This window comes from Streptomyces sp. NPDC023838, from assembly GCF_040639555.1.
In the GTDB taxonomy this organism is placed as follows: Bacteria; Actinomycetota; Actinomycetes; order Streptomycetales; family Streptomycetaceae; genus Streptomyces.
On the sequence record NZ_JBFAAD010000026.1, the window covers coordinates 50,046 to 75,290 of the forward strand.

Below are 25,245 nucleotides of genomic sequence, written 5' to 3' on the forward strand. Positions count from 1 at the left end.
CTGCCGCACAATGGGACGGTGAACGAGCCGATACCGGTCAGCCGGACAGTGGACTGGGGCACCGCCAAGCTGATGCCCGACGTGGACCGGGAGCGGGCCTGGCTGCTCACCGTGAACGGCGCGCCGCAGTCCTACGTCGACCTCGACGACCCGACGTACATCGAGTTCGAGTACGCCCGCAGGCTCGCCCACGTCGTCGACTGCGCGGGGGAGCCGGGCGCACCGCTCGACGTGCTCCACCTCGGCGGCGGCGCGCTCACCCTGCCGCGCTATCTGGCGGCGACCCGCCCGGGCTCGCGGCAGGACGTGGTGGAGGCCGACCGCGGGCTGCTCGCCCTGGTCACCGAGCATCTGCCGCTGCCCGGCGGCAGCGGGATCCGGGTGCACGCGGCCGACGCCCGCGCCTGGACGGAGTCCGCACCGCAGGACTCGGCCGATCTGCTCGTCGCGGACGTGTTCGGCGGCTCGCGGGTGCCCGCGCACCTCACCTCGGTCGAGTACGCGCGGTGCGCCGAGCGGGTGCTGCGGCCCGGCGGGCTGTACGCGGCCAACCTCGCCGACGGCGCGCCCTTCGCCTTCCTCCGCCCCCAACTGGCCACCTTCCGGGCGGTGTTCGAGCAGGTCGCGCTGATCGCCGAGCCCTCGGTGCTGCGCGGGCGGCGGTTCGGCAACGTGGTGCTGCTCGCCTCGCACGGGCCGCTGCCGATCGCCCCCCTCGCCCGGCTGACGGCTGGGGACGCCTTCCCCGCCCGGGTCGAGCACGGGGACGTGCTGCGGCGGTTCATCGCAGGCGCGAAGCCCGTACCGGACAGCGAGGCGCAGCCGTCACCCGAGCCCCCCGAGGGGGCGTTCGGCATCGGCTGAGACAGGCGGAACCGCTGCGTCCGCATCGGCCGGAGCCCCGGCGACCTGCGTGGTGCGGCGCGTCAGGTTCCGTACGTCCGGGACCGTGAGCACCGCCGCCGTCAGGACCACGATCACCACCGCGCAGCCCCACAGTGCGGAGGTACGGCCGAAGGCGCTCTCGGCCGGACCCGCGAGCGCGGTGGCCAGCGGCACCACGGCGAGCGAGCCCAGCCAGTCGTACGCGGAGACCCGCGACAGCTTCTCCTCGGGTATCTCCTGGTGCATGGCGGTCATCCAGGAGACGCCGAACACCTCGATCGACACCCCGGTCAGGAACATCACCGCGACCAGCGCCCCGATCGGCACCGGCACCGCGAGCGCGGCGGAGGGCAGGGCGAGCGGGAAGACGCAGAGCGAGCCGACGAACAGCAGCCGGCGCGGCTTCCAGCGCATCATCACCAGGGCGCCGCCGACCGTGCCCGCCCCGAACGCGGCCAGCGCCAGGCCCCACGGCCCCGGCCCGCCCAGGTGGTCGCGGGCGACCAACGGTCCGTACACCGCGTCGGCGGCCACCACCACGGCGTTGACGATCGAGAACTGCGCCACGATCGCCCAGAGCCAGGGGCGGCCGATGAACTCCCGCCAGCCGTCGCGCAGATCGGCCACGATGCCGCCGCCGGGCTCGCGCGCCGGGATGTGGGTGACGTCGATGAAGGCGCGCAGCCCGCCCGCGACGGCGAAGGCGGTCGCGTCCACGGCGAGTACCCAGCCGGGTCCGACGGCGGCGATCAGCGCCCCGCCGAGGGCGGCGCCGCCGATGCCCGCGCCCTGCATCGCCATCCGGTACAGCGCGAAGGCCCGACCGGCCTCCTCGCCCTGCACGCTGGACATCAGCATGCCCTCGGAGGCGGGGCCGAAGAACGCCTGGCCCACACCGCCCAGCGCGCTGAGCGCGAGCATCTGCCACAGCTGGGGCGTGCCGGTCAGCACGAGCAGCGCGAAGGCGCCCTGGGAGAGGAAGTTGAGGCTGTTGGCGGCGACCATCACCCGGTGCCGGGGTATCCGGTCCGCCAGCGCGCCGCCGACGAGCAGGAAGAGGACGAGCGGCACGGTACGGGCCGCCGCCACCAGACCCACGTCGCCGCCGTCGCCGCCCGCCTGCAGCACCGCGAACGCCGAGGCGATCAGGGCGCCCTGACTGCCCAGATTGGTCACGATCGCGGCGGCGGTCAGCAGGGTGTAGTTGCGGCCCGCCCAGGTGGGGCGGCGGAAGCGGGAGACGGCGGCAGCGGATGTCACCTGTGGACTATCGCCGCCGCCGCCCCGATGTGCCAAACCGATTCTGCGCCGTACGCGGTGCCGGGGGTGTCACCGCGTACGGGCGGGGGTCAGCCGGTGGGCTGACCGGCGAGGCGGACGGTGCTGAGGATCTTCTGGATGGTGTCCTCGGAGACCGCGCCATTCACGCCGGTGACCGCGTAGAGGCTCCAGGCCACGAAGTCGCCCTTGGCGTTCTTGAACCCGAAGGTGATCGCCTGGCCGTCGGTGTCGCACTTGCTGGTCTTCTTGACCCCGGTCGCCGAGGCGCGGGCGACACTGCCCACGATGCCCGACTTGGTGGTGTACGGGACGGGCTTGGTGGTCTTGATGATGTTCTTGTCCGGCTGGGTGTACGCGCCGTACACCCACCACGGCACCTGGTTCTCGGCGACCTCGTCGGTGTTCTTGGCGCCGTTGGCGCCCTTGGTGCCGGTGCCCGCGAGCTCGGTGTCCTCGGTGTTGCCGTCGTGGTTGGAGTCCTCGCTGCACCACTTGGGCTTGTAGTACGCGGGCGCCGACTGCATGATGATCGGCTTCCCGGTCGGGTTGGCGTGGTCCTCGAAGCCACCGGCCCAGCTCGGGCCCTTGAACTCCCAGTCCGACGGGACGTCGAAGGCCGTGCCCCACTTGGGGTTGGTGATGACCTTCCAGCCCGCGATGGTCGGCTTCGCCTCCTCGGTGGAGCCGCCGCGCGGGTTGGGCTGGGCGGCGGGCGACGAGGCCTGCGGCGGGGCCGAGACGCTCTTCGACGGCTTGTTGTCGTCGGCCTTGGTGTCCTTGCCGTCGTCCTTCATGACCACGACGCCGGTGACGACCGCGGCGACCACGACCGCGGTCGCCGCGATGATGGCGATCAGGGTCGTCTTCTTCTTGCCGCCGTCGTCGTCCTGCGGCGGTACCGGCGGTCCGGGCGGGGCTCCCACCGCGTACTGCGGCACGGTCGGCTGCTGGTACGGGTTGGGCTGCTGCGGATACCCGTATCCCGGCTGCTGGTAGCCGCCGGGCGGCTGGTGCCCCGGCTGCGTCGGCTGCTGGTACGGGTTGGGCTGTTGATAGCCCGGCTGCTGGTACGGGTTCTGGTTCGGGTCCTGCGGATTCTGCTCGCCCCCGGGCGGCTGCTGTCCTTGCCACATGGCGAGTAACCATAGAGGGGGCGGCTCGCGCCTCCAACGTCCGCCCCTGTGAGGGGATGGTCAAGGTCTACTACTCGCGGGTAACATCCGATGCCATGAGCGCTGATCAGATGTCCGTCGGCGAGATGCTCGCCGCGACCGTTCCCATGGCCAGGACCCTCAATCTGGAGTTCCTGGAGACCACCCCCGAGCGGGCCGTGGTCCGGTTGCCCGACCAGGCCGACTACCACAACCACGTCGGCGGACCGCACGCCGGCGCGATGTTCACGCTCGCCGAGTCCGCCAGCGGCGCCATCGTGATCGCCGCCTTCGGCGACCAGATGGGCCGGGCCGTGCCGCTCGCCGTCAAGGCGGAGATCGGCTACAAGAAGCTCGCCATGGGCGTGGTCACCGCCACCGCCACGCTGGGCCGCCCGATCGCGGACGTCGTCGCGGAGCTGGACGCGGGGGAGCGCCCCGAGTTCCCGGTCGCCATCGCGATCACCCGCGAGGACGGCGCCGTCACCGGCGAGATGACCGTCGTGTGGACCCTGCGCCCCAACAGCTGATCCATCAGCTGATCCACCGGCTGATCCATCGGCTGATCCACGCCGTTCCCGAACGGATCCGGCCCCGAGTGCGTGGACACTCGGGGCCGGATCCGTTTCTTGTTCAACTTATTCACTCCGTTCCGGGCCGGTCCTGGCTTTCTCGGGCAACACGTGGTGCCTGACGGTGCGTCAACGGCCTTCTGGCTCATGGTGTGTTCAGAAGCCGAAGCACGTCCTCGCGTTTGCACGTGTCACCTCGCCCTGCCCGCACGCAAAGGAGTGACGGTCATGTCCGACACGGCGCCGCCGAGCAGCCACAGGGCGGACCTGCGGGAAACGGTCTTCCGCCACTTCGGCCTCGACGCGCCCTTCGACCGCGAACAGCGGGCGCCGGCCCGGCAGATGACCGCGTACTGGGGCTCCTTCCTGCACGGGAACCCGCCCCGGGCGGCCGGGCAGCCCGCGATGCCGGGGTCGTCCGGCGACGGCTCCCCGGGCCGGGTGCTGCGGCTGCGCACGGCGTCGGCGGGCGGTGACGCGGTGGTCACCACGGTCGCCCGCGCGCACCGGTGCGGCTTCTGGGACGCCGTCGACGCGGCGTGAGCGGGTAGGCTTCCCGGCGTGCGCCAAGGGGGGCGCACGCCGGGCGTCTGCCCGCCGCGATCGGGAGGAAACGGGCGTTGCACATCCAGGAGTGGCTGGAGAACATCCCCGCCGTCAGTGTCTACCTCCTGGTGGGGCTGGTCATCGGCTTGGAGAGCCTCGGCATCCCGCTGCCGGGCGAGATCGTCCTCGTCAGCTCCGCACTGCTGGCGTCCCAGGAGGGTCACATCAACCCGGTGATCCTCGGCGCCGCCGCCGTGGTCGGCGCGGTCGTCGGTGACTCCATCGGCTACGCGATCGGCCGCAAGGGCGGCAGACCGCTGCTCGCCTGGCTCGGCGCCAAGTTCCCCAAGCACTTCAGCGACGGCCATGTCGCCATGGCGGAGAATTCGTTCAAGAAGTGGGGCATGTGGGCGGTCTTCGTCGGCCGCTTCATCGCGCTGCTGCGCATCTTCGCGGGCCCCCTGGCGGGCGTGCTGCACATGCCGTACTGGAAGTTCCTCATCGCCAACGTGCTCGGCGGCATCTGCTGGGCGGGCGGCACGACGGCCGCCATCTACTACATCGGCGTGGTCGCCGAGTCCTGGCTGAAGAACTTCTCGTACGTGGGTCTGGGCCTCGCGGCCGTGCTGGGCGTGGTCTCGATGCTGGTCGTCAAGAACCGCGCCAAGAAGGCGTCGGCCGAGATCGAGGCGGCCGCCCCGGCCGAGAACGTGCCCGCCGCCGACTGACTCACCTGCCGAGCAGGACCGTGAGCGCGCGGCCGAACACATACCGGCCCGCGCGCGAGGTCAGCGGATCGAGGACACGCGGCAGCCGCCACACCCGCAGGTCCTCCCGCCACACCAGCAGCGCCCCGGCCCCTTCGGCGCCGGGGCGCACCTCGATCTCGGCCCAGCCGGTGACGACGCGCCCGCGCTTCTCCAGACGGCAGCGCCCGGCCCCGCGGGGCCCGGGCGGCTCCCACACCACGACCTCCATCGGGTCCTCGAACGCCAGGGGCCCGATGCCCGTGCGGGCCACGAAGACCGTGCCGACGCCGGTGGGCGGGGGAGTGCGGACGGTGATCCGGGTCAGCGGGACGCTCCCCGAGTGGCGGGCCCAGTCGGTGAGCCGCAGCCAGACCTCGGCGGGGCCCGCCTCCGTACGCCGGTCGAGCCGGAAGAGTGCCATCCGGTGATCGTACGGGCCACCCGGCCGCACACCCCGGCGGTCCGTCGCCTACCGTGCCCCTGGGTGCGATGGGATCCGTACGAAGGAGTGGCGCATGGCAGAGCAGGCGTTGGTCGTGGGTGTGGGCGGGAAGCAGCCGCAGATCGACCCGGCGGCGTTCACCGCACCCACCGCCGTGGTGCTCGGCGAGGTGACCCTGGCCGCGGGGGCGAGCGTCTGGTACCACACGGTGCTGCGGGCCGACTGCGGCCCGATCGCGCTCGGCGCCGACAGCAACATTCAGGACAACTGCACGGTCCATGTGGACCCCGGCTTCCCGGTGACGGTCGGCGAGCGCGTCTCGGTCGGCCACAACGCCGTGCTGCACGGCTGCACGGTCGAGGACGACGTGCTCATCGGCATGGGCGCCACCGTGCTCAACGGGGCCGTGATCGGCGCCGGTTCGCTGGTCGCGGCGCAGGCGCTGGTGCCGCAGGGGATGGTCGTACCGCCCGGCTCGCTCGTCGCGGGCGTACCCGCCAAGGTCAGGCGCGAGCTCAGCGAGGAGGAGCGCGAGGGCATCAAGGTCAACGCGCTGATGTATCTGGGCCTGGCCCGGGACCACCGCGAGGCGCACGGCGGCTGACCGCCGGGCCCGGCCTGAGCGGAAGATCACAGGTCCCTGCGCTGACCAGCGCGGTCGGCGGTGAGTACCGTGTGCGGGTGCCGAAGAACAGAAACACGTTCTCATCGCTGACCGCCTGGCGACGCCGGCTGGCCGCCGGCGCGGTCCAGCGCGGCTGGCAGTGGGTGCAGCAGGCGGGGGCGGTCACCGCCGAGCACCCCGGGCGGCTGCGCTTCCGCCGGATCGGCTCCGGCACCCGGCTCGCGTTCCCGCAGGGCACGGTCTTCGGCGAGGCGTGGATCGAGCTGGGCGACCACTGCATCATCGGCGAGCAGGTCACGCTGACGGCGGGGATGATGCCCGGCCTCGACCTCGGCTCCGAGCCGATCCTGACGCTCGGCGACGGCGTGGTGCTGGGCCGGGGCAGCCACGTCATCGCGGACACGACGGTGACCATCGGCTCCAACACGTACTGCGGCCCATACGTCTACATCACCTCCACCAACCACAGCTACGACGACCCCCACCAGCCCGTGGGCAAGCAGTGGCCCCGGATGGAGCCGGTCGAGATCGGGCCGGGCTGCTGGCTCGGCACCGGCGCCGTCGTGCTGCCGGGCGCCCGGCTCGGGCGCAACGTGGTCGTCGCGGCGGGCGCGGTCGTCCGGGGCGAGGTGCCCGACCACGCCGTGGTGGCCGGGGCGCCCGCCCGGGTCGTACGGACCTGGGACCAGGAGAACGGCTGGCAGCCGCCGCTGCGCACGCCGGCCCCGGTGCCGATTCCCGAGGGGGTCACCCCTGAACAGCTGCTCGCGGTGGCGGAGTTGACGTCGGACGAGGTGTAACCCCGTCACCCCGTCGCCAGCAGCAGCGTGCCCACCAACGCGATGCCCGCCCCCGCCGCCTGCACTCCGCGCAGCCGTTCCTTGAGCACGCCCCGCGCGGCCAGCGCCGTCACCACCGGGTAGAGCGAGGCGAGCACGGCCGCGACGGTGACCGGCCCCTGCTGGGCGGCGATGGAGTAGGTGCCGTTGGCGGCCACGTCGGCCAGGCCGACGAAGGCGAGCGCGGGCAGGGCGGCGACGACCACAGCTCCGCCGCCCTCCGGCAGCGCGTCGCCGCCCCGCTTCACGGACACGTACAGCGCGGTCCCGCCGACGGCGACATTGGTGACGCGCTGGACGAACAGCGCGAGGAACAGGCCGGTGATCGTGGTCGACGCCTCCGAGATCAGCGCCATCACCGCGCCGAAGCCGAACGCGGCGAGCAGCGTGAGCACGATCGCCTGGCGCTGGACCGGCGCGCCCCGGAACTCCGGGCCGCCCGCCATGAGGATGCCGACGACCGCGACGGCGATCCCGGCGAACTGGAGCACGCCCGGCCGCTCGCCGAGCACCAGGCCGGCCCCGACCGGCACCGCCACTCCGAGCGAGCCGAGCGGGGAGACCACGCCCATCGGGCCGAGCGCCAGCGCCTTGTAGAAGCTGAGCATCGCGACCGGGCCGACCGCGCCCGCCGCCACCGCGAACCAGAGCTGGGGCCCGGCCTCGTGCCACCCGCCGGTGGCCACGACGACCGCGCCGAGTACGGCCACGGCGACGGCCTGCGAGACGACGACCACGGTCAGCGCGGGGATGCGCCGGGTGAGCAGCCCGCCGCCGAAGTCGGCCAGCCCCCACAGGAGGCTGGTGGCCAGGGCGAAGAGTGCCGTCATGAGAGTGCCTCGCAGTACAGTGCGGTGAACGGTTCGGTGCACCGGACCGTAGTTCACTATACTGAACTTGTCATCCAAAATATTAGTCGGTCGCCTCCTCGGTGGCCCCCATCCTGGACGGAATGTGTCGGACCTCGATCTGCTGACCCAGTCCCTGGCCCGCAACGTCAAGCGCTGGCGCGGGGAGCGCGGCTTCACCCTGGACGCGCTCGCCACCCGTGCGGGGGTCAGCCGCGGCATGCTCATCCAGATCGAGCAGGCCAGGACCAACCCCAGCGTCGGCACCGTGGTGAAGATCGCCGACGCCCTCGGCGTGAGCATCACGACCCTGCTCGACTACGAGAGCGGGCCCAGTGTGCGGATCGTGCCGCCGGACCAGGCCGTCCGGCTCTGGTCCACGGAGCGCGGCAGCTCCAGCACGCTGCTCGCGGGCACCGAGGCCCCCGGCCCGCTGGAGATGTGGCGGTGGCACCTGATGCCCGGCGACGGCAGCTCCTCCGACCCGCACCCGGTGGGCACCTTCGAGCTCATCCACGTCGCCGCCGGCACCCTCACCCTCGTCGTGGACGGCGCCGAACACCCCGTCCCGGCGGGCCACTCGGTCTCCTTCGAGGCCAGTACGAGCCACACCTACCGCAACGACGGCACCGAGCCGGTGGAGATGACCATGGCGATCTCGGTCCCGTTCGAGCGCTGAGGCCCCCGGCGCCGCGACCCGTGGGGCCGCGACCCGTGGGGCCGCAGTGGCTCCGGAGCAGTGCCGTGGGTATCCGGCGGGTGGCGTGAACCGGCCATCCCCGCACGGGAGTCGAAACCGATCGGCGCGGTCCTGTGCGAGAGTGGCCGATGCGGGGAAGACAAGTGCGGAGAGGGCAATCACCCTCCCGCAACGACGCACGCCCGCCGGTGGGGGGATCATGGGACATCTCGTCACGGCCGCCGAACGACCTTGTCCGGCGCCCGACCGCCAGGGCCGTGAACGGCCATCACTACACACACAGGCCGCCAAGGCGCGCGGCGGGGAACTCCCCGCGCAGATACAGCGCCTGATCGCCGCCGAGAACGCTTCGACGGTTCCGGTCGCCGCCTTCCAGTCGGCGCTCTAGCCGGAGGCCCCGCGCCATGGACCGGTCGCCTCCGGTGGTGTCGCAGGTCGTAGTGAAGATGCACAGCCGCTGCGACCTGGCGTGTGACCACTGCTATGTGTACGAACACGCCGACACCAGCTGGCGCGGCCGGCCCAGGGCGGTCTCGCACGAGATCCTGGCCGCCACCGCGGCCGGGATCGCCGCCCACGCCCGGGCCCACCGGCTGCCCGCCGTCCATGTGGTGCTGCACGGCGGCGAACCGCTGCTGGCCGGGCCCGTGCTCCTCAGACGCGCCGCCGAAGAGCTGCACCGCGCGCTGCGCGGCGTCAGCGCCCTCGATCTGCGCATCCACACCAACGGGGTGCTGCTCGACGAGGAGTTCTGCGAGCTCTTCCGTGAACTGGGCATCCGCGTCGGCGTCTCGCTCGACGGCGACCGGACGGCCAACGACCGCCACCGCCGCTACGCCGACGGCCGCAGCAGCCACGCCCGGGTCCTCGACGCGGTGGCCCTGCTCAGCCGTCCGCGCTACCGGGAGCTGTTCGCCGGGCTGCTGTGCACCATCGACCTGGCCAACGACCCGGTCGCGGTGTACGACGCGCTGGCCGCGCTGCGCCCGCCGCGCATCGACTTCCTGCTGCCGCACGCCACCTGGGACCACCCGCCGCCGCGCCCTGCGGGCTCGCCGACGCCGTACGCGGACTGGCTCGACGCCGTGTACCGGCGCTGGGACGGACAGGGGCGCCCGGTCCCCGTACGGCTCTTCGAGTCCGTCCAGCGCACCCTGCGCGGCGGCACGAGCCTCACCGAGTCCCTCGGGCTCGCCCCGGCCGACCTGGTCGTCGTCGAGACCGACGGCACCTTCGAGCAGGCCGACAGCCTCAAAACGTCCTACGACGGTGCCCCCGCGACCGGGATGAACGTCTTCGAGCACAGCCTCGACGACGTGCTCACCCACCCCGGGATGCTGGCCCGCCAGAAGGGGATCGAGGCGCTCTGCGCGCAGTGCACCGCCTGTCCCGTGGTCGCGTCCTGCGGCGGCGGCCTCTACGCCCACCGCTACCGGACCGGAACCGGCTTCGACAACCCGTCCGTGTTCTGCCCCGACCTGATGGCGCTGATCATGAACATCCGTACCCACGAGTCGCTCCCCGAGCACCCGGCGCACGCCCGGGCCCAGGAGCCCGCCCCGGCCCAGGAGCACGCCCGGCCCGAGGCCGAACCGGCCCTGGAACCGGCCGACTTCGACGAGCTGGCGGCCGGGTTCGGCGGCGCCGGCACCGTCGAGCGTCTCGCCCTCGCCCAGCTCGACCTCAACCGCGGCCTGCTCGCGGCCGTCGGCGGCCGGGCGGACTCCGCGGACCGCCGGGCGGCCGCCGCCTGGGAGCTGCTGCTCGACCTGGACACGGCGGCGCCGCACGCTTTGGAAGCCGCCCTCGCCCACCCCTACTTCCGGCCATGGGCCCTCGGCGTCCTCGGCGGCCGGGAACCCGGCGCGCTCGCGGGCGGTCTGGCGGAGCTCGCGGCGTCTGCGGCGCTGCGCGCCAGGCGTGCCGACACCGTCGTCGTACCGCTGCGCGAGGGCACCCTGCGGCTGCCCGGCATCGGCCGGGCCCTGCTGCCGGGCGGCGCCGAGGAGGCCGAACTGACCGCGCAGTCCTATGGGTTCACGGTACGGGCCGGGGGCCGCAGGATACGGATGGGCTGGAGCGAGGGCCTGGACGGGCGCACCCCGCACTGGCAGCCCGTACGGCTCTTCGAGGCGAGCGGCTGGAGGGTCGCCCTGGAGGACACCGACCCGCTGCGCGACCGCTACCCCTGGCCCGTCGAGGAGCGGCTTCCGGCCTCCGGGGCGCGCGCCTGGGCCGACGCGCTCGCCGGAGCCTGGTCCCTGATCCAGCGTCACCTCCCGTCGTACGCACCGGGGATCGCCGCCGGACTGCGGTCCATCACCCCGCTGAGCCCCCGGGCGGGCGGCGACACCAGCGCCACCTGCCGGGACGCCTTCGGGGCCGTGGGCGCGGCCCGCCCCGCCGCCCCGGCCCCGCTCGCCCTCCTGATCGTCCACGAGTTCCAGCACGTGAAGCTGGGCGCGGTGCTCGACAGCTGCGACCTGTACGACCCGGAGGACACCGGCCGCTACTACGCCCCCTGGCGCGACGACCCGAGACCGCTCGGCGCGCTGCTGCAGGGCGCGTACGCGCACCTGGCGGTCACCGACTTCTGGCGGGTGCGGCGCACCACCGCACAGACCCCGGCGGCGCGTGGCAGGGCCGAGACGGAGTTCGCGCGCTGGCGTCGGCAGACGTCGGAGGCGATCGACACGCTCGCCCGCTGCGGCGCGCTCACCGGCCCGGGCAAACGCTTCGTCGCCGGGATGGGGGAGAGCGCCGCGGCCTGGCGGGCGGAGCGGGTCGCACCCGAAGCGCTCACCGCTGCCAGGGACTCCGCCCGGCGCCACCGGGACGCCTGGCGGGCCCGCAACGCGCCGCGCGGGTGACCGGCCGCCCCCGAATCGGCTCGTACAGGCGGTTCCGCCGCGCATCGCTCGCTTTCTACACTGAGGACCTACCCACTCGGACCGGGAGGGAGCGGTGCCGCACGGAGCCGCGCGGGGCGGGGGGCACGAGCCGAGGCCGTACTTCTTCCTGAGTTACGCGCACACACCGAAGAACGATCCCCGCGACAAGGACCCCAACCTCTGGGTGCAGCGCTTCTTCCGCGACCTGTCCGCGCACGTCATGCAGCTGACCGCGCTCCCGGCGGGGGTGCCCGCCGGGTTCATGGACCAGCATGTGCGCCCGGGCGAGGACTGGCAGGGGCAGATCACCGAGGCGCTCGCCCACTGCCGCGTCTTCGTACCGCTCTACTCGCCGCGCTACTTCCTCAGCGAGCAGTGCGGCCGGGAGTGGTTCGCCTTCGCCGGGCGCGACACGCTCCACCAGTCGCGCAGCGAGCACCACTCGCCCCCGGCGATCATCCCCGCGCTCTGGATCCCCGTCCTGCCGCACCAACTCCCCGAAGCGGCCCGCAGGTTGCGGTTCGACCACGCGGACTTCGGCGAGGAGTACGCCGACGAGGGCTTCTACGGGATGATCAAGCTGACGTATCTGCGCGACCACTACGAGCACGCCGTCTACCAGCTCGCCAAGCGGATCGTGAGCGTCGCCGAGCGCACCCAGGTGGCCGACGGCGACCCGCTCCAGGACTACGCGACGCTCACCTCCGCCTTCGGCGCCGCCCCCGGACCCGGCCGCGACCTGGACGTCACCGTCCTCGCCTGCTCCCGCGACGGCCTGCCGCGCGGGCGCGGCCCCGACTGCTACGGCCCCCGGCCCACCGACTGGAACCCGTACCACCCGCTCTCCGCACGGCCGCTGGCCCGCCACACCGCCGACCTCGTGGTCAACCTCAACTACAGCGTGCGCCTCGCGGAGTTCGAGGACAGCGCCGACCGGCTGCTGCGCCCGGGGCCGCCCGACGCCCCCGGGCTGCTGCTGCTCGACCGCTGGGCGCTGGACTCCCCGCGCCACCGGGAGCTGGTGCGGCGGCTGTGTGCCGAGCCGCGTCCGTGGCTCAGCGTGATGGTTCCCTGGAACCGCGCCGACCCCGAATCGCCCCCGCGCGAGGCCGAGTTGCGCCATGTCGCGGACGAAGTGCTCGGGACGCGGCTGCGGCAGAGCCCCGGCCACCTGACGCAGGGCGGCGGGCTGCCTACTCTGGAAGCCTTCAGCCAGGAGCTCCCCAGGGCGGTCCGGTCGGCGGTCAGGCACTACGAGAGCGCCGCGCGCACGGGCCGGCCGGCCGGGCCCGGCAGCCCGCTGCCCCACGTCCTGCCGGACGGGGTCGGGCTCGGCCGGGCGGCCCGCGGCCGCACCGGGGACCAGCCGGAACAGCGCGCCGCCGGGAAGAGCAAGGCCGAACAGGTGGAGGACCCTCCAGATGGCCGAGAACCGTGACGGGACCGTCATCACCTTCTACTCGTACAAGGGCGGCACCGGACGCACGATGGCGCTCGCCAACTGCGCCTGGATCCTGGCGGCCAACGGCCACCGGGTGCTCGCCGTCGACTGGGACCTGGAGGCGCCCGGCCTGCACCGCTTCTTCCACCCCTTCCTCAACCTGCGCGAGCTGGAGGCCACCCCCGGCCTGATCAACCTGATCACCGAGTACCAGGAGGAGGCCCGGCGGCCCGGCGAGCGCGCCCCGGACTGGCACCGCGCCTACGCGCGCGTCCGCCCGCACGCCGTCACCCTCGACTGGTCCTTCCCCAGCGGCGGCAGCCTGGACTTCCTCTCGGCGGGCCGCCGCAACCGCGACTACTCCTCGGTCGTGGGGCGGATGGACTGGGACCACTTCTACGAGCACTCCGGCGGCGGCCAGTTCTTCGACGCCATGAGCGACGACATGCGCCGCCACTACGACTTCACCCTGATCGACAGCCGTACCGGACTCAGCGACATCGCCGACATCTGCACGGTCCAGATGCCCCAGGTCCTCGTCGTCTGCTTCACCCTGAGCGACCAGAGCATCGACGGCGCCTCGGCCGTCGCCCGCTACATCGAGGAGCGCTACCAGGAGCGGAACATCCGCATCCTGCCCGTGCCGACCCGCATCGACGAGGGCGAGAAGGAGAAGGCCGACGCCGGACGGGCACTCGCCCGGGAGTACTTCGAGGGCCTGCCCAGTGGGCTGACGGGCGAGGCCGCCGACAGCTACTGGGGCACGGTGGAGATCCCGTACCGGCCCTTCTACGCCTACGAGGAGGTCCTGGCGACCTTCGGCGACCCGCCCAACCTCGGCAGCTCCCTGCTCGCCGCCTGCGAGCGGCTCACCTCGGTGCTCACCCACGGGCAGGTCACCGGGCTGCCGCCGATCGACGAGTCGCTGCGGCTGGCCCATGTCGCCGCCTTCACCCGGCGCAGGCCCGCCTCGCCCGCGAACATCGTGCTCAACCACGTCTCCGAGGACCGGATGTGGGTGGACTGGGTGGCCGCCGTGCTCGGCGCGGCGGGCTTCCGCGCCTTCCCGGTGGACGTCCGCGACCCCGGCGCCGCCCTGATGGAGCCGGATCCCGGCGACGACGGCGCCCACCGCGTCCTGCACATCGCCTCCCCGCCCTACCTCAAGTCCCGTGCGGGGCGCGGCCTGTGGGACAGCGGGCCCGCCCCCGACCGGGCGGGCGGACGCCGTCAGGTGCTGCCGGTGCGCGTCGGCGACGTACGGCTCACACCGCCGCCGGGCGGCCTGCGCGCGGTGGACCTGGTGCGCGTGGGCGAGGCCGAGGCTGCCTCCGCGCTGCTCGGCGCGCTGGGTCGCGCCGAGGCCGCCCCCGCGCTCCCGTGCGCCCCCGACCGGCCCCGCTTCCCCGGGAACGCGCCCCGGATCTGGAACGTACGGCCGCGCAACAGCTGGTTCACCGGCCGCACCGACCTGCTCGACCGGGTGCGCGACCAGCTGCGCGGCGACAGCCGCTCCGCCCAGCGCCTGCCTCAGGTCCTGTACGGACTCGGCGGCGTCGGCAAGACGCAGGTGGCGCTCGAATACGCGCACCGCTTCCGGGCCGACTACGACCTGGTGTGGTGGATCGAGGCGGAGCGGCCCGACCTGTTGGTGGCCTCGCTGGCACAGCTCGCCGCCGAGATGGACCTGCGGGCGGGGGACGTGGTGGCCGAGGCGGCCATGGCGGCCCTCCACGAACTCCTGCGCGGCGAGCGCTACCCGCGCTGGCTGCTGATCTTCGACAACGTGGAGGACGTGGACGGTGCGCTGCGCCGGCTGCCCGAAGCCATCGGGCCGCTCCCCGGCTCCGTCTACGGGCACCTCCTCGCCACCTGCCGCAACAAACCGGCCACCAACCGGGTGGAGAGCACCCAGGTCGAGGTCTTCAGCCGGTTCGAGAGCGTCGAGCACCTGACCTGGCGGGTTGCGGGCATGCCGCCCGAGGACGCCGACCGGGTCGCCGACGCGGTGGGCGACCTGCCGCTGGCCGTGGAGGTGGCGGCGGCCTGGCTCGCCGAGACGGCGACGCCCGTGGACGCGTATCTGCGCCAGCTCGCGGAGCAGAGCACCATGGTCCTCTCGCTCGGCACGCCGGAGGGGTACGGGCTACGGTTCGGCGCGACCTGGGCCATCTCCATCAGCAGGCTGCGCGAGGAGTCCCGGGCCGCGGTGCGCCTGTTGGAGATCTGCTCGTTCTTCTCGGCTGAACCCGTCTCGATGCGGCTCATCGGCAGCGACGCGATGTTCGACGCGCTGCTTCCGTACGACGCCGATCTGCGCGAGCGGTACATGCTGGGCCGGGTCATCCAGACGCTGAACCGGTTCGCCCTCGCCAAGGTGGACCCGGCGGACAGCAGCATCCAGGTGCACCGCCTCGTCCAGGCTGCCGTGCGCGACGCGCTCAGCGCCGAGGAGCAGGCCGAGGCCAAGCGAGTGGTCCACCGCATCCTGGCGCAGGCACGCCCCACCGAGGGCGTCGACCGGGACGACCCGGTCAACGACCCCAAGAGCTGGCCCGCCTTCGAGCTGATCTGGCCGCATCTGAACGCGTCAGGCATCGCGGAGAGCGACGACGCCAAGGCCCGGGAGCTGATGGTCGACCGGATCCGCTATCTGCTGCGGCGCGGCGAGCTGGAGAACGCCCGGGTCTTCGGCGCCCAGCTGGACCGGATCTGGAGCCGCCAGCTCGGCGAGGACGCGCTGCAGACCCTCAACATCCGCTTCGAGCTGGCCAACGCCCTGCGGGCGCAGGGCCGTTACCAACAGGCGCTGACGATGGACGAGGACACCCTCGCCCGCCAGCTGCGCCTGTTCCACGACGACCATCCCGGCGACGACCACCCCAGCGTGCTGATCGTCACCGGCAGCCTGGCCGCCGACCTGCGCGCCGTCGGCAGGTTCACCGAGGCGCTCGAACGCGACCTGTGGGTCTACCGGGGCATGCGCCGCCTCTTCGGGGAGGCCCACCGGCGCACCTTGATCGCCGCGCACAACCTCGCGATCGACTACCGGCTGACCGGGGACAGCGAGGCGGCCCGGCGGCTGGACGAGCGGACCGTGGAGCGCCGCGGCATGCTGCTGGGCGACGACCACCCGTTCACCCTGGTCACCAAGGCGAATCTGGCCGGTGACCTGCGGGAGACCGGCGAGTACGCGGTGTCGGTCGATGTCCTGCGGGAGGTCGTGGACGGTCTGCGCCGGGTCCTGGACCCGCACGCCCCCGAGGTGCTGCGCGCCGCCAAGAGCCTGGCCGTCTCGCTGCGCAGGGCCGGGCATCCGCACGAGGCGCTGCGGCTGGCCGGGGAGACGTTCGAGCGGTTCCGCGACCGGTACGGGCCCGCGTCGCCCGACACCCTCGCCTGCGGCGTCAGCCTGGCCGCCGACCTCGCGGCCACCGGCGACCCCGAGCGGGCCCTCGACCTGGCGCGGCAGATGCTGCAGGGATACCGGGGGACGCTGGGCGAGTCCCACCCCTACAGCCTGGCGTGCCGGGCCAATGTGGTCGTCCACCTGCGGGCGACCGGTGGTGCCGAGGAGGCGGTCGGGGAGGCCGAGGAGGTCCGCGCGCAACTGGAGCAGGCGCTCGGCCCCCAGCACCCCTTCACGCTCTGCGCGGCCGTCAACCTGGCGAATGTGTACGGGGATCTGGGCCGGGCGGACCTCGCCGAGCGGTGGGAGTACGTGGCGCTGGAGGGACTGCTCGACAGGCTCGGCCCATGGCATCCGGACGTGCTGGTCTGCCGGTCGAACCTGGCGGTCACCCTGCGGGCGGCGGGCCGGGGCGAGGACGCTGCCGGGATGCGCGCGGCGGTGATCGGACCGGCCGCCGAACGCCTGGGCGTGGACCATCCCATCGCGGAGTCGGCTCGCTCCTGGCGCCGACTGGACCGGGACATCGAAATCCAGCCGGTCTAGGGCCGGGCGGGCTGTCGTGGGCGGGTGACAGGTGGATGGGTGGCGGCTGGACGTGCGGTCCCGTGCGATCCAGCCGGGGGGCAGAGGGAGGAGCTTGGGGGAGGCTAGGAGGAGGCCGCCCAGCGCAGGGCGCGGGTGAACACCGCGAGCGCGCCGAAGTGTGCGGCGTCCGCGGGCACTTCGAGGCGCGCGCCCGGGATCCGCTCGGCCAGCCACCGGGTGTGCTGCGCGGGCGCGAAGACGTCCTGCTCGCCGTGCCACAGCAGCACCGGCGTACGGATGTCCTCCGGCCGGAACTGCCAGGGTGAGCTCAGTGCCAGTACGTCGTCGACCCACCCGTCGGCCGAACAGCGCAGCCCCTCCGCGAAGTTGCGGACGAGCAGTGCCCGGATCGCCGCGTCCGTCAGCACCTCCCGGTCCGGCTCCGGCACCATGCCGTGCATCGCCGTGACCGTCGCCTTCGGATCCGCCCGTATCTCCCCGGCCCGCACTTCGAACGCGGCGGTGACCGCCTCCGGGCCGCCCGCCGCGATCGTGTACGCCCGGACGTTGTCCTCGGTCATGCCGTCGAACCAGTCGAGGCCGTCCGCGTCGCGGGGCGCGAGCGGAACGAGCGCCACCGCCCTGGCCGTACGTCCCGGAAGCCGCGCGGCACACGACAGCGCGTGCGGCGCCCCGCCGGAGCGTCCCACCACGGCGAACTCGTCTATGTCCAGAGCGTCGGCGATCGCCGCCACATCGTCCGCCGCGTGCACCACCCGGCGCCCGGGCCGCCGGTCCGAGTCCCCGTACCCCGGCCGGTCGAAGGTGATGAGGCGGACGCCCATCCGGTAGAGCACGGTGCTGCGGGGGGCCGGGCCGTGGCGGCTCCCCGGTGTGCCGTGCAGCAGGAAGACCGGCCTGCCCAGGGGGTGTCCCCGGCTCTCGACGGCCAGCTTCCGGCCGTCCGGGGTGCGGATGAGCTTCAACAAGGGACGCCTCCCGGGGGCCGTTCGGGGGCTGGTGGGCCGGGGGTTGGGGCGTGGCGCCAGTATGAGCGAGGCGGGGCGGTCGGTACAGCGCGGTGGGGGTTCCCGCTCAGCCCAGCCGGGGTGTCTCGATCAGTCCAGCCGGGGTATCTCGATCGCGGGGCACCGGTCCATGACCATGTCGAGCCCCGCCGCGCGCGTCCGCTCGTACGCCGCGTCGTCGATCACGTCGAGCTGGAACCAGACCGCCTTGGCGCCGGCCGCAACGGCCTGGTCGGCTATGTCTCCGGCCAGCTCGCTGTTCACGAACACGTCCACCACGTCGACCTTGAACGGAATCGCGTCCAGCGACGGATAGCCCTGCTCTCCGTGGACCGCCTCGGCCTTGGGGTGTACGGGCACGATCCGCTTCCCGTACCGCTGCAGCACCGCCGCCACTCCGTACGCCGCGCGGCGCTCGTTGGACGAGAGACCCACGACCGCCCAGGTGTCCCCGGTCTCGGTCAGGATCTTGCGGATGGTCTCCCGCTCGCTGCTCACTCCGTGCCTCCCGCGGACCGCAGGTCCGTTAGATGTGCTCCTCACCCGCAGAACGAGCGACGGGCTCCGGGAATTCCCGCTCGCCGGGCACGGTGCCGACGGCCAGCACATTGCCCTCGCTGATGTATCCGTCGGGCGCGTCGAGCGGATGGTCCACGGCGTCCGGGTCCGTGAAGCGGTGCCACTCGTCGCTCAGCCCGAGCGCCAGGGCCTGTTCGGCGAGCCGGGCGCAGCTCGGGGCGTAGAAAGCCCGGGCCTGCGGGGTGAGCGGGGCGAAGTGCTCGATCAGGACGGTCCGTTGCCGCACCTCGGTCAGGCCCGCGGCCTTCAGATGGCGGTGGAGATCACGGGTGCGCAGGAGCTGGGCCGCATAGCCCGGCGTCCTCCCGGCCGCGCGGAAGAAGTCCGCGAAGAGGTACGGATCCGCCGGCCGGGCCGTGATCAGATGCGCGTCCAGGTCCTTCACCGCTATCGTGCCGCCGGGCCGCACCACCCGGCGCAGCTCCCGCAGGGCCGGCGCCAGTTCCGTGTCGCTCAGGTACTGAACGGTGTTCGCGCACCAGACGGCGTCGAACGTGGCGTCCGCGAAGGGGAGTTCCAGCAGATCGGCGCGGCGGACGTCCACCGGGCAGGCGGGGGACCAGCGCGCCAGCCGTTCGGTGGCCAGCGCGGCGTTCTCCTCGGCCAGGTCCACGGCCGAGATCCGGCCCTGTGGACCGACCAGATCGGCCAGCCACGGCAGGAAGTCCCCGCCGCCGCACCCCGCGTCCAGGACGTGTGCGCCGGGCCGGATGCCCGCCTGCCCGAGCAGGCCGAGATAGGCGTCCCGGCACGCCTCGAAGTGGGCGTCGACGATGGTGTGGTGGGTGAAACCGAGACCGGTGGAGGTGGTGAACCCCCAGGCCCGGTGGTCGTCGGTCAGCATCAGTGCGGATCCACCTCGACCTCGCTCATGAGCGCGTCCAGTTCGGCCAGGAGGGCGTCCAGTTCCGCCTGGGTCGCCTCCGGTGTCTCCAGCGGCGGCAGGTGTCCCGAGCGCGGGACCACCACGAGGCGCCCCCGGGGCAGGGCCTCGACCATCGCGCGCGTGTCCGCCTCCGTCACCAGCTCGTCCTCCTCTCCGGCGATCACCACGGCAGGTATGTCGGTGGCCCGCAGGACGTCCAGGGCGTCCGCCCGAGCCGCGATCGCCCGCTGGGCCCAGACCAGCGACGCGGGAGAGGACCCGGCCACGGCCTTGACGAGCCGGTCCAGCACCTGCGGGCGTTCGGCGCGGGTGGTGGCGCCGACCAGCCGGAGCGCGGTGGACTCGATGAGCGCCGGGCCCTTCACCGGATCCTGGACGAGAGCCATGAAGCCCTCCCGTGCCGTGCGCGCGGCCTCGTCGTCCGTGTCCGCCCGCGTGGACAGCAGGGCGAGCGCCAGCGCCCGCCCGGGGTGCCGGCGCAGGAACGTCATCGCCGCATAGCCGCCCATCGACACCCCGACGAGCACCGCGCGCTCGACGCCGCGCCGGTCCAGCTCACGGGCCAGGTCGTCGGCGACCGTGTCCAGTGACGGCGGCTCGTCGCCGAGCGGAGTGACGCCGAAGCCGCGCTGGTCGGGAGCGATCACCAGGTGCCCGCGCCGCTCCAGGCTCTCCCGCTGCGCGTCCCACATCGACGAGTCCAGGGAGAGCGCGTGCAGCAGGACCACCGGCACCCGGCCGTTCGTACCCGTTGTCATCACACCGTGCTCCCGTTCTCGGCGTCCTCGATGAACCGCGCTGTGTGCGCGCCCGGTTCGGGATCCCGCAGCCAGGCCAGGGCGACCGGCGCGGGCGGCAGATCGGAGATCGGGATCACCTTCGTCTGCGGCGGCGCGATGGCCTCCAGGGACTGGAAGGTCAGATGCACGGCGTCGGTCCCGGAGAGCGTCCCCATCAGGCCCTTCACCGTGCCCATGTCGTACGCGCGGCGGATCCGGCGGCCCTTGGGGGTGCGGGGCGGCACCACCTCGTCCCACACGTACTGCGGGAAGGCGCCGGGGCAGCGGAACCCCTCGTACGCCGCGAGCTCCTCCACCGACACGGACGCGTGCGTGGCGAGCGGGTGGTGGGCGCCCACGATGACCGCGCGCGGGTCGACCGCCACGGGGCGGCTCACCGCCAGATCCGGCTCCCGCAGCCCGTACTTGACGATCATGACGTCCAGCTCCTTGGCCCGCAGCCCACGGAACGGGTCCGCCACGTCGTACCCGACCAGATCGGCCTCGCTCTCGTCGCGGCCCGCCGCGCGGATGATCGCGGCGGCGAGGTCGGGCGAGCCGTGGATACCCAGGCGGACGGGTGGTGTGCCTGGGAAGCCGTCGGGGGGAAGGGTGGTGCGGTCAGTCATCGGGAGTCTCCTCGGTCAGTGCGGCGAAGGCGCGGAGCCGGTCGGGACGGTGGCGGTCGACATCGACGCGGAGCGCGGCGAAGGGCGCGGTCGCGCCGGTCAGGCTCGGGACGGAGCGCAGGGTCAGCCGGTCTCCCGGCGCGATCAGGCCGTCCAGGGCCGCCTCGACCACCAGGTGGTTGAGGTGAACGAGCGCCTCGGGCACGGGAACACCCGAAGCGGCCACATAGAGGTCGCGGTGGACCCCGGCCCTCGGCGGGGGGCCGGGTCGCGGCGTGGCCGGTCGCGGCGGGGCGGCGCCGCGCGGCAGCGGCCCGGCGCCGGGCCCCGGCGTCGGGGCCTGTCGTCGCGCCCCGGAGTCACCCCGACTGGCGGTCGGGGCAGGAACCGTGACCGTTCTCGGCGGGCCTACCGGGAACGCGGCCGTGGACAGGAACAGCTTGAGCAGGCGGCGCAGCCCCGCGCTGTTCTCGGCCGGTGCCGGGCCGCACCAGCCGACCGACCCGTCCTCGGCCAGGTGGTCGAAGGAGTAACGGCCCAGCAGGTTCGCGGGGTTCCCGGACAGGAACACCGTTCGGGTGAATGAGCGCCGCCAGGCTTCGGCGGCGTCGGGCGCGAGTCCGAGCGCGAAGGCGGACGCGTCACGGATCCAGGCCGCCGGGTCGAAGTGGCGCACGACCGCGACCGCCTGGACGGCGTCGGCGTCGGGCCGCTCGGCGACCCGGGTGCGCGCCGCCAGCAGCGCGGCCAGATCGGACTCGCCCACGGCGGCGGCCAGTTCGGGCCGCGCCTCGCGCAACCGCCGGAACGCTTCGGCGTGGAGGTGTCGCTGGGTCAGGGGCACGGGGGGCACACCTCCGACGGGAGCGGCCGCGAGGTCGACAGCACCTGCTGAGGGGAGCCGTCGCTCGGCCAGGGGCGCCGGGGCACCTCCGGGGAGGGCCGCTGCTCGGTCAGGGACACAGGAACACCTCGGTCAGCAGATCGCGCGCGGGCGCGGCGCGGTGCCGGGCGAGCAGGCTCGTGGTGAGCCGGTACGGGTCCACGTAGGTGTGGTCGCGGCGGTGGACGCCCAGCCGTCCGGGCAGATCCGGCTCAGCGGTCGCGGGGGCGCCCGCCAGCAGGCGGGCGGCGCGCTTGAGGCACTGGTGCAGCAGCGCGGGCCGGTGTGACTGCGACTGGCCCGGCCCCAGCGTCGCGATGAAGTAGAGCCGCATGCCGAGCCGGACCGTCGCCTCGTCGTGGTCGGCGGACGCCGCCTCGATCAGCGCGGACGCGTCCACGCCCCGCCAGCCGCCTTCGCGTGCGGAGCGGATCTCGCCGTCCACCGGGACGCGCCCGACCGTGACCCGGTGCACCTCGGGCCCCAGCGGCGCGAGCACGCGCGCGAGGAGCTGGTAGTCCGGGTCGAGCTCGCGGTCGTACAGGAACACCACCTCGTCGTAGCGCGGCGCGAGCGGCAGGAGTTCGCGCAGGGCGCAGGCGAGGTAGTTGGGGCGGCCGTCGGCGGTGACGATCTGCCGCAGGGGCAGGCCGTGCCGCGTCAGGTCGAGGTAGACCGGACCACCGAGCCCGCGGTGGTCCAGGCACAGCCCACGCGCGCGTAGCTGCTCCAGCATCTCCTCCAGGGCGAGGCCGGGCGGCTGGTGGGCGAGAAGCCCGGGGTCGTACAGGCCGAGGCGGGCGTAGTGCCCCCGCCACAGTTCGAGGACCCGGGTGGCGGCCGGGTGCACCCAGCCGTGGTGCTCGACGGCGTCGGCGTACGGGCGCAGCGCGGCGGCCGGAGCCCGGTCCGCCGCGGCGCGGTGCCGTACGTACAGCGAGCCGATGTCGTCCTCCGTCAGCTCCGCGTAGCCGGTGTCCCCGCGGGTACGGTCCAGGAACTCCCAGAAGGCCAGGGTCTGTTCGGTGAGATGGTAGGTGGTGGGGCTGTAGCGGTAGTCGACCTCCGCCAGGCTCGCGGTCGCCCGGTACATCACGTCCGTCCAGAACAGACCCTTGAGGTGGGACGGGGTGAGCGGTTTGGACGGGGTGATCGTGATCGGGGCCAGCAGCACCCGGCGGGGCGCCCCTTCCGCCACAGAGGGGACACGGCGACGCGACGGCGCCGCGACCGGTGTCACGACGGGCCTCCTTCCGCCGCCACGAGGGCGCGGAGGAGGTCCTGGCGGTGCCGGGTCGCGGTGCTCGCCGGAACCGCTCCAGGGGGCGCCTGGGCCACCCGGTGGCGGAACTTCTCGTCCCCGAACACCTCGTCCGGAGTGCTCAGCCCCATCAGGACCCGCATCAGCCCGCGCCACACCGTTCCGTCCTGGGCGGCGGCCGCCCGTATGGACGTGTCGGGGCAGCCGGCGTAGGCGGGCGGCAGGGGCCGGCCGTGCACGACGGCGCTCCAGCGCCCGATCCGCTCCCGGTCGGTGCTCGCCGCGTGCTCGTACCACGGCCGCAGGAGCGCGTCGGCGAACTCGGCCGCGGCCTCCGTCCGTTCCGTGGCGGGGTGCGCGGCCAGGGTGTCGGCCAGACCGAAGGCCTGCGCCAGCGCCAGCGACATGCCGCGCCCGTACAGCGGGTTGGTGACGCAGGCGGCGTCCCCCACCGGGAACAGGCCCGCCACGGGCGGGCGCACGGCGGTGGCGCGCAGCGCGTTGGCCGGGCCGCCGATCGCATGGACGGCGGAGATGGGGGCGCTGACGGCGTCGTCGAGCCAGGCGGTCAGGCCCGGCGTGGCGCGGGCGACGGCGGTGAAGGCGGCGGTGTGCCGCAGCCGGTCCAGCTCCGTGTCGCCGGGCAGCGTGCCCAGGGCGATCGCGAAGGTGCCCGCGTCGCCGGGGTGCAGCACGCCCGCGTAGTGGTCGAAGATGTCCCCGGCGGCGTGGCCCCGGTTCAGCGGCCCGGGCAGGGATCCGCTCCTGAGGCGGTAGAACCGGGTGAAGCCGCGCAGCCCGGACGGGGCGGTCAGATCACCCGGCACCGGAACTTCCGCATCCGTGAGCCAGCCGCGGGCGGCCGCGCGACGGCCGGTGGCGTCCACGACCACCTCGGCGGGCAGATGGGCGCCGCCCGTCGTCACCACGCCGAGCACGGACCGCCGGTCGGCGCTCAGCCGCAGCCCGCGCACCGTCGTGCCGTGCCGGATCTCCACCTGGGGCAGGGCCTCGACCGTGCGGTACAGGACGAGCTCCAGCGTCGTGCGGCGGCACCCCAGCGCGACCAGGTCGTCGTCACCCACCTCGCGGGCCCGGTCGGTGGCACCCTGCGGCAACGCGCGCGTGAGGTCGAACTGCGGGGCGCCGGCGGCGACCAGTCGCTCCAGGACCTCGGGCGCGCGCGTGCGCAGCGTGCGCACGCCGAGCGAGGTCAGCGTGTGGGACTGCTGGGCCTGCGGCACGGTCGGCCGCTGCCAGCGGCTGTGCAGGTCGGCCATCGCGCCCCGGGGCGGTGGTGCGGAGCGCTCCAGGACGACGACCCGCCATCCGGAGCCGGCCAGCGCGAGCGCGGCGGCCAGGCCCGCGACACTGCCTCCCACGACCAAAGCGTTCGACATCTCAGCGCCGCCGGCCGTGGATGAAGAACACCCGGCGCATGTTCGTCTCGTGTCGCGGCGGAACAGGATCCGGCCAGCGACCGAAGTCCGCGCCCGGCTCGCCGGGTTGCAGGGCCTCGACGGAGAATCCGAAGCTGTCGAAGAGCGCCTCGGGCTCGTCGGTCCCGAACAGCCAGGGACAGCCCCAGCCCGCGAAGATGTCCAGCAGGCCGCGCATCTGAGGGAGCGTCAGAGCGGCCGAGTTGACCAGGTCGGCGGCGATCCGGCTGCCCGGCGCCGAGAAGTCCGCGACGCGGCGCAGGATGCGGTGGGTGTCCTGCTCGGGGATGTAGTACAGCAGCCCTTCGAGCAGCCAGGTGGACGGCAGGGAGGGGTCGTAACCGGCCTCCCGCAGGTCGTCCTCCCAATCGGGCGAGGTGAGGTCCACGGCGACCGTACGGTGGTCGGTGCGCGGGCTGACGCCCTCCAGCCGGTCCTTCTTGTACGCGAGTACTGCGGGCCGGTCGACCTCGAAGTAACGCAGTCCCTCGGGCCAGTCCAGCCGGTAGGCGCGCGAGTCCATCCCGGCCGGGGCGAGCACGATCTGCCGCATCCCGCTCTCGCGGGCGGCCTCCTGGAGGTAGTCGTCGAAGAACCGGGTACGGATGGCGTTGTAGTCGGGGGTGCTGGGGAGCGTACGCGAGGCGTCCGCCGGGAACGTCGCCTTCCGGATCTCCGCGAGCAGCTCCGGGCCGATCTCGCCGCAGAGGGCGTCCGCGTACGGATCCTGGTAGATGCGGTCGGGCCGACGCGTCTCGGCGGCGCGCAGGGCGGCGGTGAGCAGGGCGGTGCGTTCGACGGCGTCGAGCAACTCGGTCACGGGGTTGTCGTCTCCTTCGGTCGGACGGGTGGAG

24 protein-coding genes are annotated in these 25,245 nt (G+C 73.5%); 11 read left to right on the forward strand and 13 right to left on the reverse strand.

The window, feature by feature from the left end; all coding sequences use genetic code 11:
* The first annotated feature begins 18 nt into the window (after positions 1-18).
* Complete coding sequence (locus AB0G17_RS26900; protein WP_361387993.1) at positions 19-864, forward strand: fused MFS/spermidine synthase; 846 nt, start codon at positions 19-21, stop codon at positions 862-864.
* Here AB0G17_RS26900 and AB0G17_RS26905 read toward each other — a convergent pair.
* Positions 826-2,145 carry an MFS transporter gene (locus AB0G17_RS26905; protein ID WP_361387996.1) on the reverse strand — a complete coding sequence of 440 codons (1,320 nt, stop codon included), beginning with the start codon at positions 2,143-2,145 and terminating at the stop codon, positions 826-828. The genes AB0G17_RS26900 and AB0G17_RS26905 overlap by 39 nt on opposite strands.
* Positions 2,146-2,234: 89 nt before the next feature.
* Positions 2,235-3,299, reverse strand: coding sequence for a hypothetical protein (locus AB0G17_RS26910; RefSeq protein ID WP_361387999.1), 1,065 nt, complete (start codon positions 3,297-3,299; stop codon positions 2,235-2,237).
* Between the two features lie 110 nt (positions 3,300-3,409).
* On the opposite strand from AB0G17_RS26910, the gene AB0G17_RS26915 reads away from it, so the two are divergent.
* The 3 genes from AB0G17_RS26915 to AB0G17_RS26925 all read left to right on the forward strand — a co-directional run bounded on the left by AB0G17_RS26915 (position 3,410) and on the right by AB0G17_RS26925 (position 5,163).
* On the forward strand, positions 3,410-3,847 hold the full coding sequence (locus AB0G17_RS26915; protein WP_361388173.1) for a DUF4442 domain-containing protein: 438 nt from the start codon (positions 3,410-3,412) through the stop codon (positions 3,845-3,847).
* A 270-nt stretch (positions 3,848-4,117) separates the two neighbouring features.
* On the forward strand, positions 4,118-4,432 hold the full coding sequence (locus tag AB0G17_RS26920; protein ID WP_361388002.1) for a hypothetical protein: 315 nt from the start codon (positions 4,118-4,120) through the stop codon (positions 4,430-4,432).
* 77 nt (positions 4,433-4,509) lie between these two features.
* Complete coding sequence (locus tag AB0G17_RS26925) at positions 4,510-5,163, forward strand: DedA family protein (protein WP_361388005.1); 654 nt, start codon at positions 4,510-4,512, stop codon at positions 5,161-5,163.
* A gap of 1 nt (position 5,164) precedes the next feature.
* Here AB0G17_RS26925 and AB0G17_RS26930 read toward each other — a convergent pair whose 3' ends face one another.
* On the reverse strand, positions 5,165-5,605 hold the full coding sequence (locus AB0G17_RS26930) for an SRPBCC family protein (protein WP_361388009.1): 441 nt from the start codon (positions 5,603-5,605) through the stop codon (positions 5,165-5,167).
* A gap of 94 nt (positions 5,606-5,699) precedes the next feature.
* Between AB0G17_RS26930 and AB0G17_RS26935 the strand changes: the two genes are divergently transcribed.
* On the forward strand, positions 5,700-6,230 hold the full coding sequence (locus AB0G17_RS26935; protein ID WP_361388012.1) for a gamma carbonic anhydrase family protein: 531 nt from the start codon (positions 5,700-5,702) through the stop codon (positions 6,228-6,230).
* 77 nt (positions 6,231-6,307) lie between these two features.
* Positions 6,308-7,051 (forward strand): acyltransferase, encoded by a 744-nt coding sequence (locus tag AB0G17_RS26940; protein ID WP_361388015.1) that lies wholly within the window; start codon positions 6,308-6,310, stop codon positions 7,049-7,051.
* Positions 7,052-7,056: 5 nt separating this feature from the next.
* Here the strand turns inward: AB0G17_RS26940 and AB0G17_RS26945 are convergent, their stop codons facing one another.
* The gene (locus tag AB0G17_RS26945; RefSeq protein ID WP_361388018.1) at positions 7,057-7,920 is read right to left on the reverse strand and encodes a DMT family transporter; all 864 of its coding nucleotides are present in this window, start codon (positions 7,918-7,920) and stop codon (positions 7,057-7,059) included.
* A 124-nt stretch (positions 7,921-8,044) separates the two neighbouring features.
* On the opposite strand from AB0G17_RS26945, the gene AB0G17_RS26950 reads away from it, so the two are divergent.
* From AB0G17_RS26950 to fxsT, 5 genes are all read left to right on the forward strand, one after another.
* Entirely contained in the window at positions 8,045-8,617 is a 573-nt protein-coding gene (locus AB0G17_RS26950; protein WP_361388021.1) for an XRE family transcriptional regulator, read from the forward strand.
* 220 nt (positions 8,618-8,837) lie between these two features.
* Positions 8,838-9,026, forward strand: coding sequence for a hypothetical protein (locus AB0G17_RS26955; RefSeq protein ID WP_361388024.1), 189 nt, complete (start codon positions 8,838-8,840; stop codon positions 9,024-9,026).
* A 16-nt stretch (positions 9,027-9,042) separates the two neighbouring features.
* Entirely contained in the window at positions 9,043-11,508 is a 2,466-nt protein-coding gene (locus tag AB0G17_RS26960; protein ID WP_361388027.1) for an FxsB family cyclophane-forming radical SAM/SPASM peptide maturase, read from the forward strand.
* A gap of 94 nt (positions 11,509-11,602) precedes the next feature.
* Positions 11,603-12,967 (forward strand): TIR-like protein FxsC, encoded by a 1,365-nt coding sequence (locus AB0G17_RS26965; protein ID WP_361388030.1) that lies wholly within the window; start codon positions 11,603-11,605, stop codon positions 12,965-12,967.
* Positions 12,951-16,925: an FxSxx-COOH system tetratricopeptide repeat protein gene (gene fxsT / locus AB0G17_RS26970; RefSeq protein ID WP_361388033.1), complete on the forward strand. Its 3,975-nt coding sequence runs from the start codon at positions 12,951-12,953 to the stop codon at positions 16,923-16,925. The genes AB0G17_RS26965 and fxsT overlap by 17 nt, the downstream gene beginning before the upstream one ends.
* 104 nt (positions 16,926-17,029) lie before the next feature.
* Here fxsT and AB0G17_RS26975 read toward each other — a convergent pair whose 3' ends face one another.
* The 9 genes from AB0G17_RS26975 to AB0G17_RS27015 form a co-directional block, all read right to left on the reverse strand.
* Positions 17,030-17,896 (reverse strand): alpha/beta fold hydrolase, encoded by an 867-nt coding sequence (locus AB0G17_RS26975; RefSeq protein WP_361388036.1) that lies wholly within the window; start codon positions 17,894-17,896, stop codon positions 17,030-17,032.
* Between the two features lie 129 nt (positions 17,897-18,025).
* Positions 18,026-18,433, reverse strand: a complete 408-nt coding sequence (locus AB0G17_RS26980; protein WP_361388038.1) for a CoA-binding protein — start codon at positions 18,431-18,433, stop codon at positions 18,026-18,028.
* Between the two features lie 28 nt (positions 18,434-18,461).
* Entirely contained in the window at positions 18,462-19,358 is an 897-nt protein-coding gene (locus AB0G17_RS26985) for a methyltransferase domain-containing protein (RefSeq protein WP_361388041.1), read from the reverse strand.
* Complete coding sequence (locus AB0G17_RS26990; protein WP_361388044.1) at positions 19,358-20,158, reverse strand: alpha/beta hydrolase; 801 nt, start codon at positions 20,156-20,158, stop codon at positions 19,358-19,360. Before AB0G17_RS26990 ends, AB0G17_RS26985 begins: the two co-directional genes overlap by 1 nt.
* On the reverse strand, positions 20,158-20,808 hold the full coding sequence (locus tag AB0G17_RS26995) for a LysR substrate-binding domain-containing protein (protein WP_361388047.1): 651 nt from the start codon (positions 20,806-20,808) through the stop codon (positions 20,158-20,160). The genes AB0G17_RS26990 and AB0G17_RS26995 overlap by 1 nt, the downstream gene beginning before the upstream one ends.
* Positions 20,801-21,652 carry a DUF6182 family protein gene (locus AB0G17_RS27000; RefSeq protein ID WP_361388050.1) on the reverse strand — a complete coding sequence of 284 codons (852 nt, stop codon included), beginning with the start codon at positions 21,650-21,652 and terminating at the stop codon, positions 20,801-20,803. The genes AB0G17_RS26995 and AB0G17_RS27000 overlap by 8 nt, the downstream gene beginning before the upstream one ends.
* Before the next feature lie 109 nt (positions 21,653-21,761).
* The gene (locus tag AB0G17_RS27005) at positions 21,762-22,931 is read right to left on the reverse strand and encodes a hypothetical protein (protein WP_361388053.1); all 1,170 of its coding nucleotides are present in this window, start codon (positions 22,929-22,931) and stop codon (positions 21,762-21,764) included.
* Positions 22,928-24,334 carry a hypothetical protein gene (locus AB0G17_RS27010; protein ID WP_361388055.1) on the reverse strand — a complete coding sequence of 469 codons (1,407 nt, stop codon included), beginning with the start codon at positions 24,332-24,334 and terminating at the stop codon, positions 22,928-22,930. Before AB0G17_RS27010 ends, AB0G17_RS27005 begins: the two co-directional genes overlap by 4 nt.
* Positions 24,335-24,353: 19 nt before the next feature.
* On the reverse strand, positions 24,354-25,211 hold the full coding sequence (locus AB0G17_RS27015) for an SAM-dependent methyltransferase (RefSeq protein ID WP_361388057.1): 858 nt from the start codon (positions 25,209-25,211) through the stop codon (positions 24,354-24,356).
* Positions 25,212-25,245: the final 34 nt, after the last annotated feature.

Bases quoted from the DNA above. Each gene is read 5' to 3' on its own strand.
- AB0G17_RS26990 (WP_361388044.1), bottom strand. From the start codon at position 20,158: ATGACAACGGGTACGAACGGCCGGGTGCCGGTGGTCCTGCTGCACGCG.
- AB0G17_RS26915 (WP_361388173.1), top strand. From the start codon at position 3,410: ATGTCCGTCGGCGAGATGCTCGCCGCGACCGTTCCCATGGCCAGGACC.
- AB0G17_RS26955 (WP_361388024.1), top strand. From the start codon at position 8,838: ATGGGACATCTCGTCACGGCCGCCGAACGACCTTGTCCGGCGCCCGAC.
- AB0G17_RS26960 (WP_361388027.1), top strand. From the start codon at position 9,043: ATGGACCGGTCGCCTCCGGTGGTGTCGCAGGTCGTAGTGAAGATGCAC.
- AB0G17_RS26910 (WP_361387999.1), bottom strand. From the start codon at position 3,299: ATGTGGCAAGGACAGCAGCCGCCCGGGGGCGAGCAGAATCCGCAGGAC.
- AB0G17_RS26935 (WP_361388012.1), top strand. From the start codon at position 5,700: ATGGCAGAGCAGGCGTTGGTCGTGGGTGTGGGCGGGAAGCAGCCGCAG.
- AB0G17_RS26920 (WP_361388002.1), top strand. From the start codon at position 4,118: ATGTCCGACACGGCGCCGCCGAGCAGCCACAGGGCGGACCTGCGGGAA.
- AB0G17_RS26945 (WP_361388018.1), bottom strand. From the start codon at position 7,920: ATGACGGCACTCTTCGCCCTGGCCACCAGCCTCCTGTGGGGGCTGGCC.
- AB0G17_RS26985 (WP_361388041.1), bottom strand. From the start codon at position 19,358: ATGCTGACCGACGACCACCGGGCCTGGGGGTTCACCACCTCCACCGGT.
- fxsT (WP_361388033.1), top strand. From the start codon at position 12,951: ATGGCCGAGAACCGTGACGGGACCGTCATCACCTTCTACTCGTACAAG.
- AB0G17_RS26995 (WP_361388047.1), bottom strand. From the start codon at position 20,808: ATGACTGACCGCACCACCCTTCCCCCCGACGGCTTCCCAGGCACACCA.
- AB0G17_RS26930 (WP_361388009.1), bottom strand. From the start codon at position 5,605: ATGGCACTCTTCCGGCTCGACCGGCGTACGGAGGCGGGCCCCGCCGAG.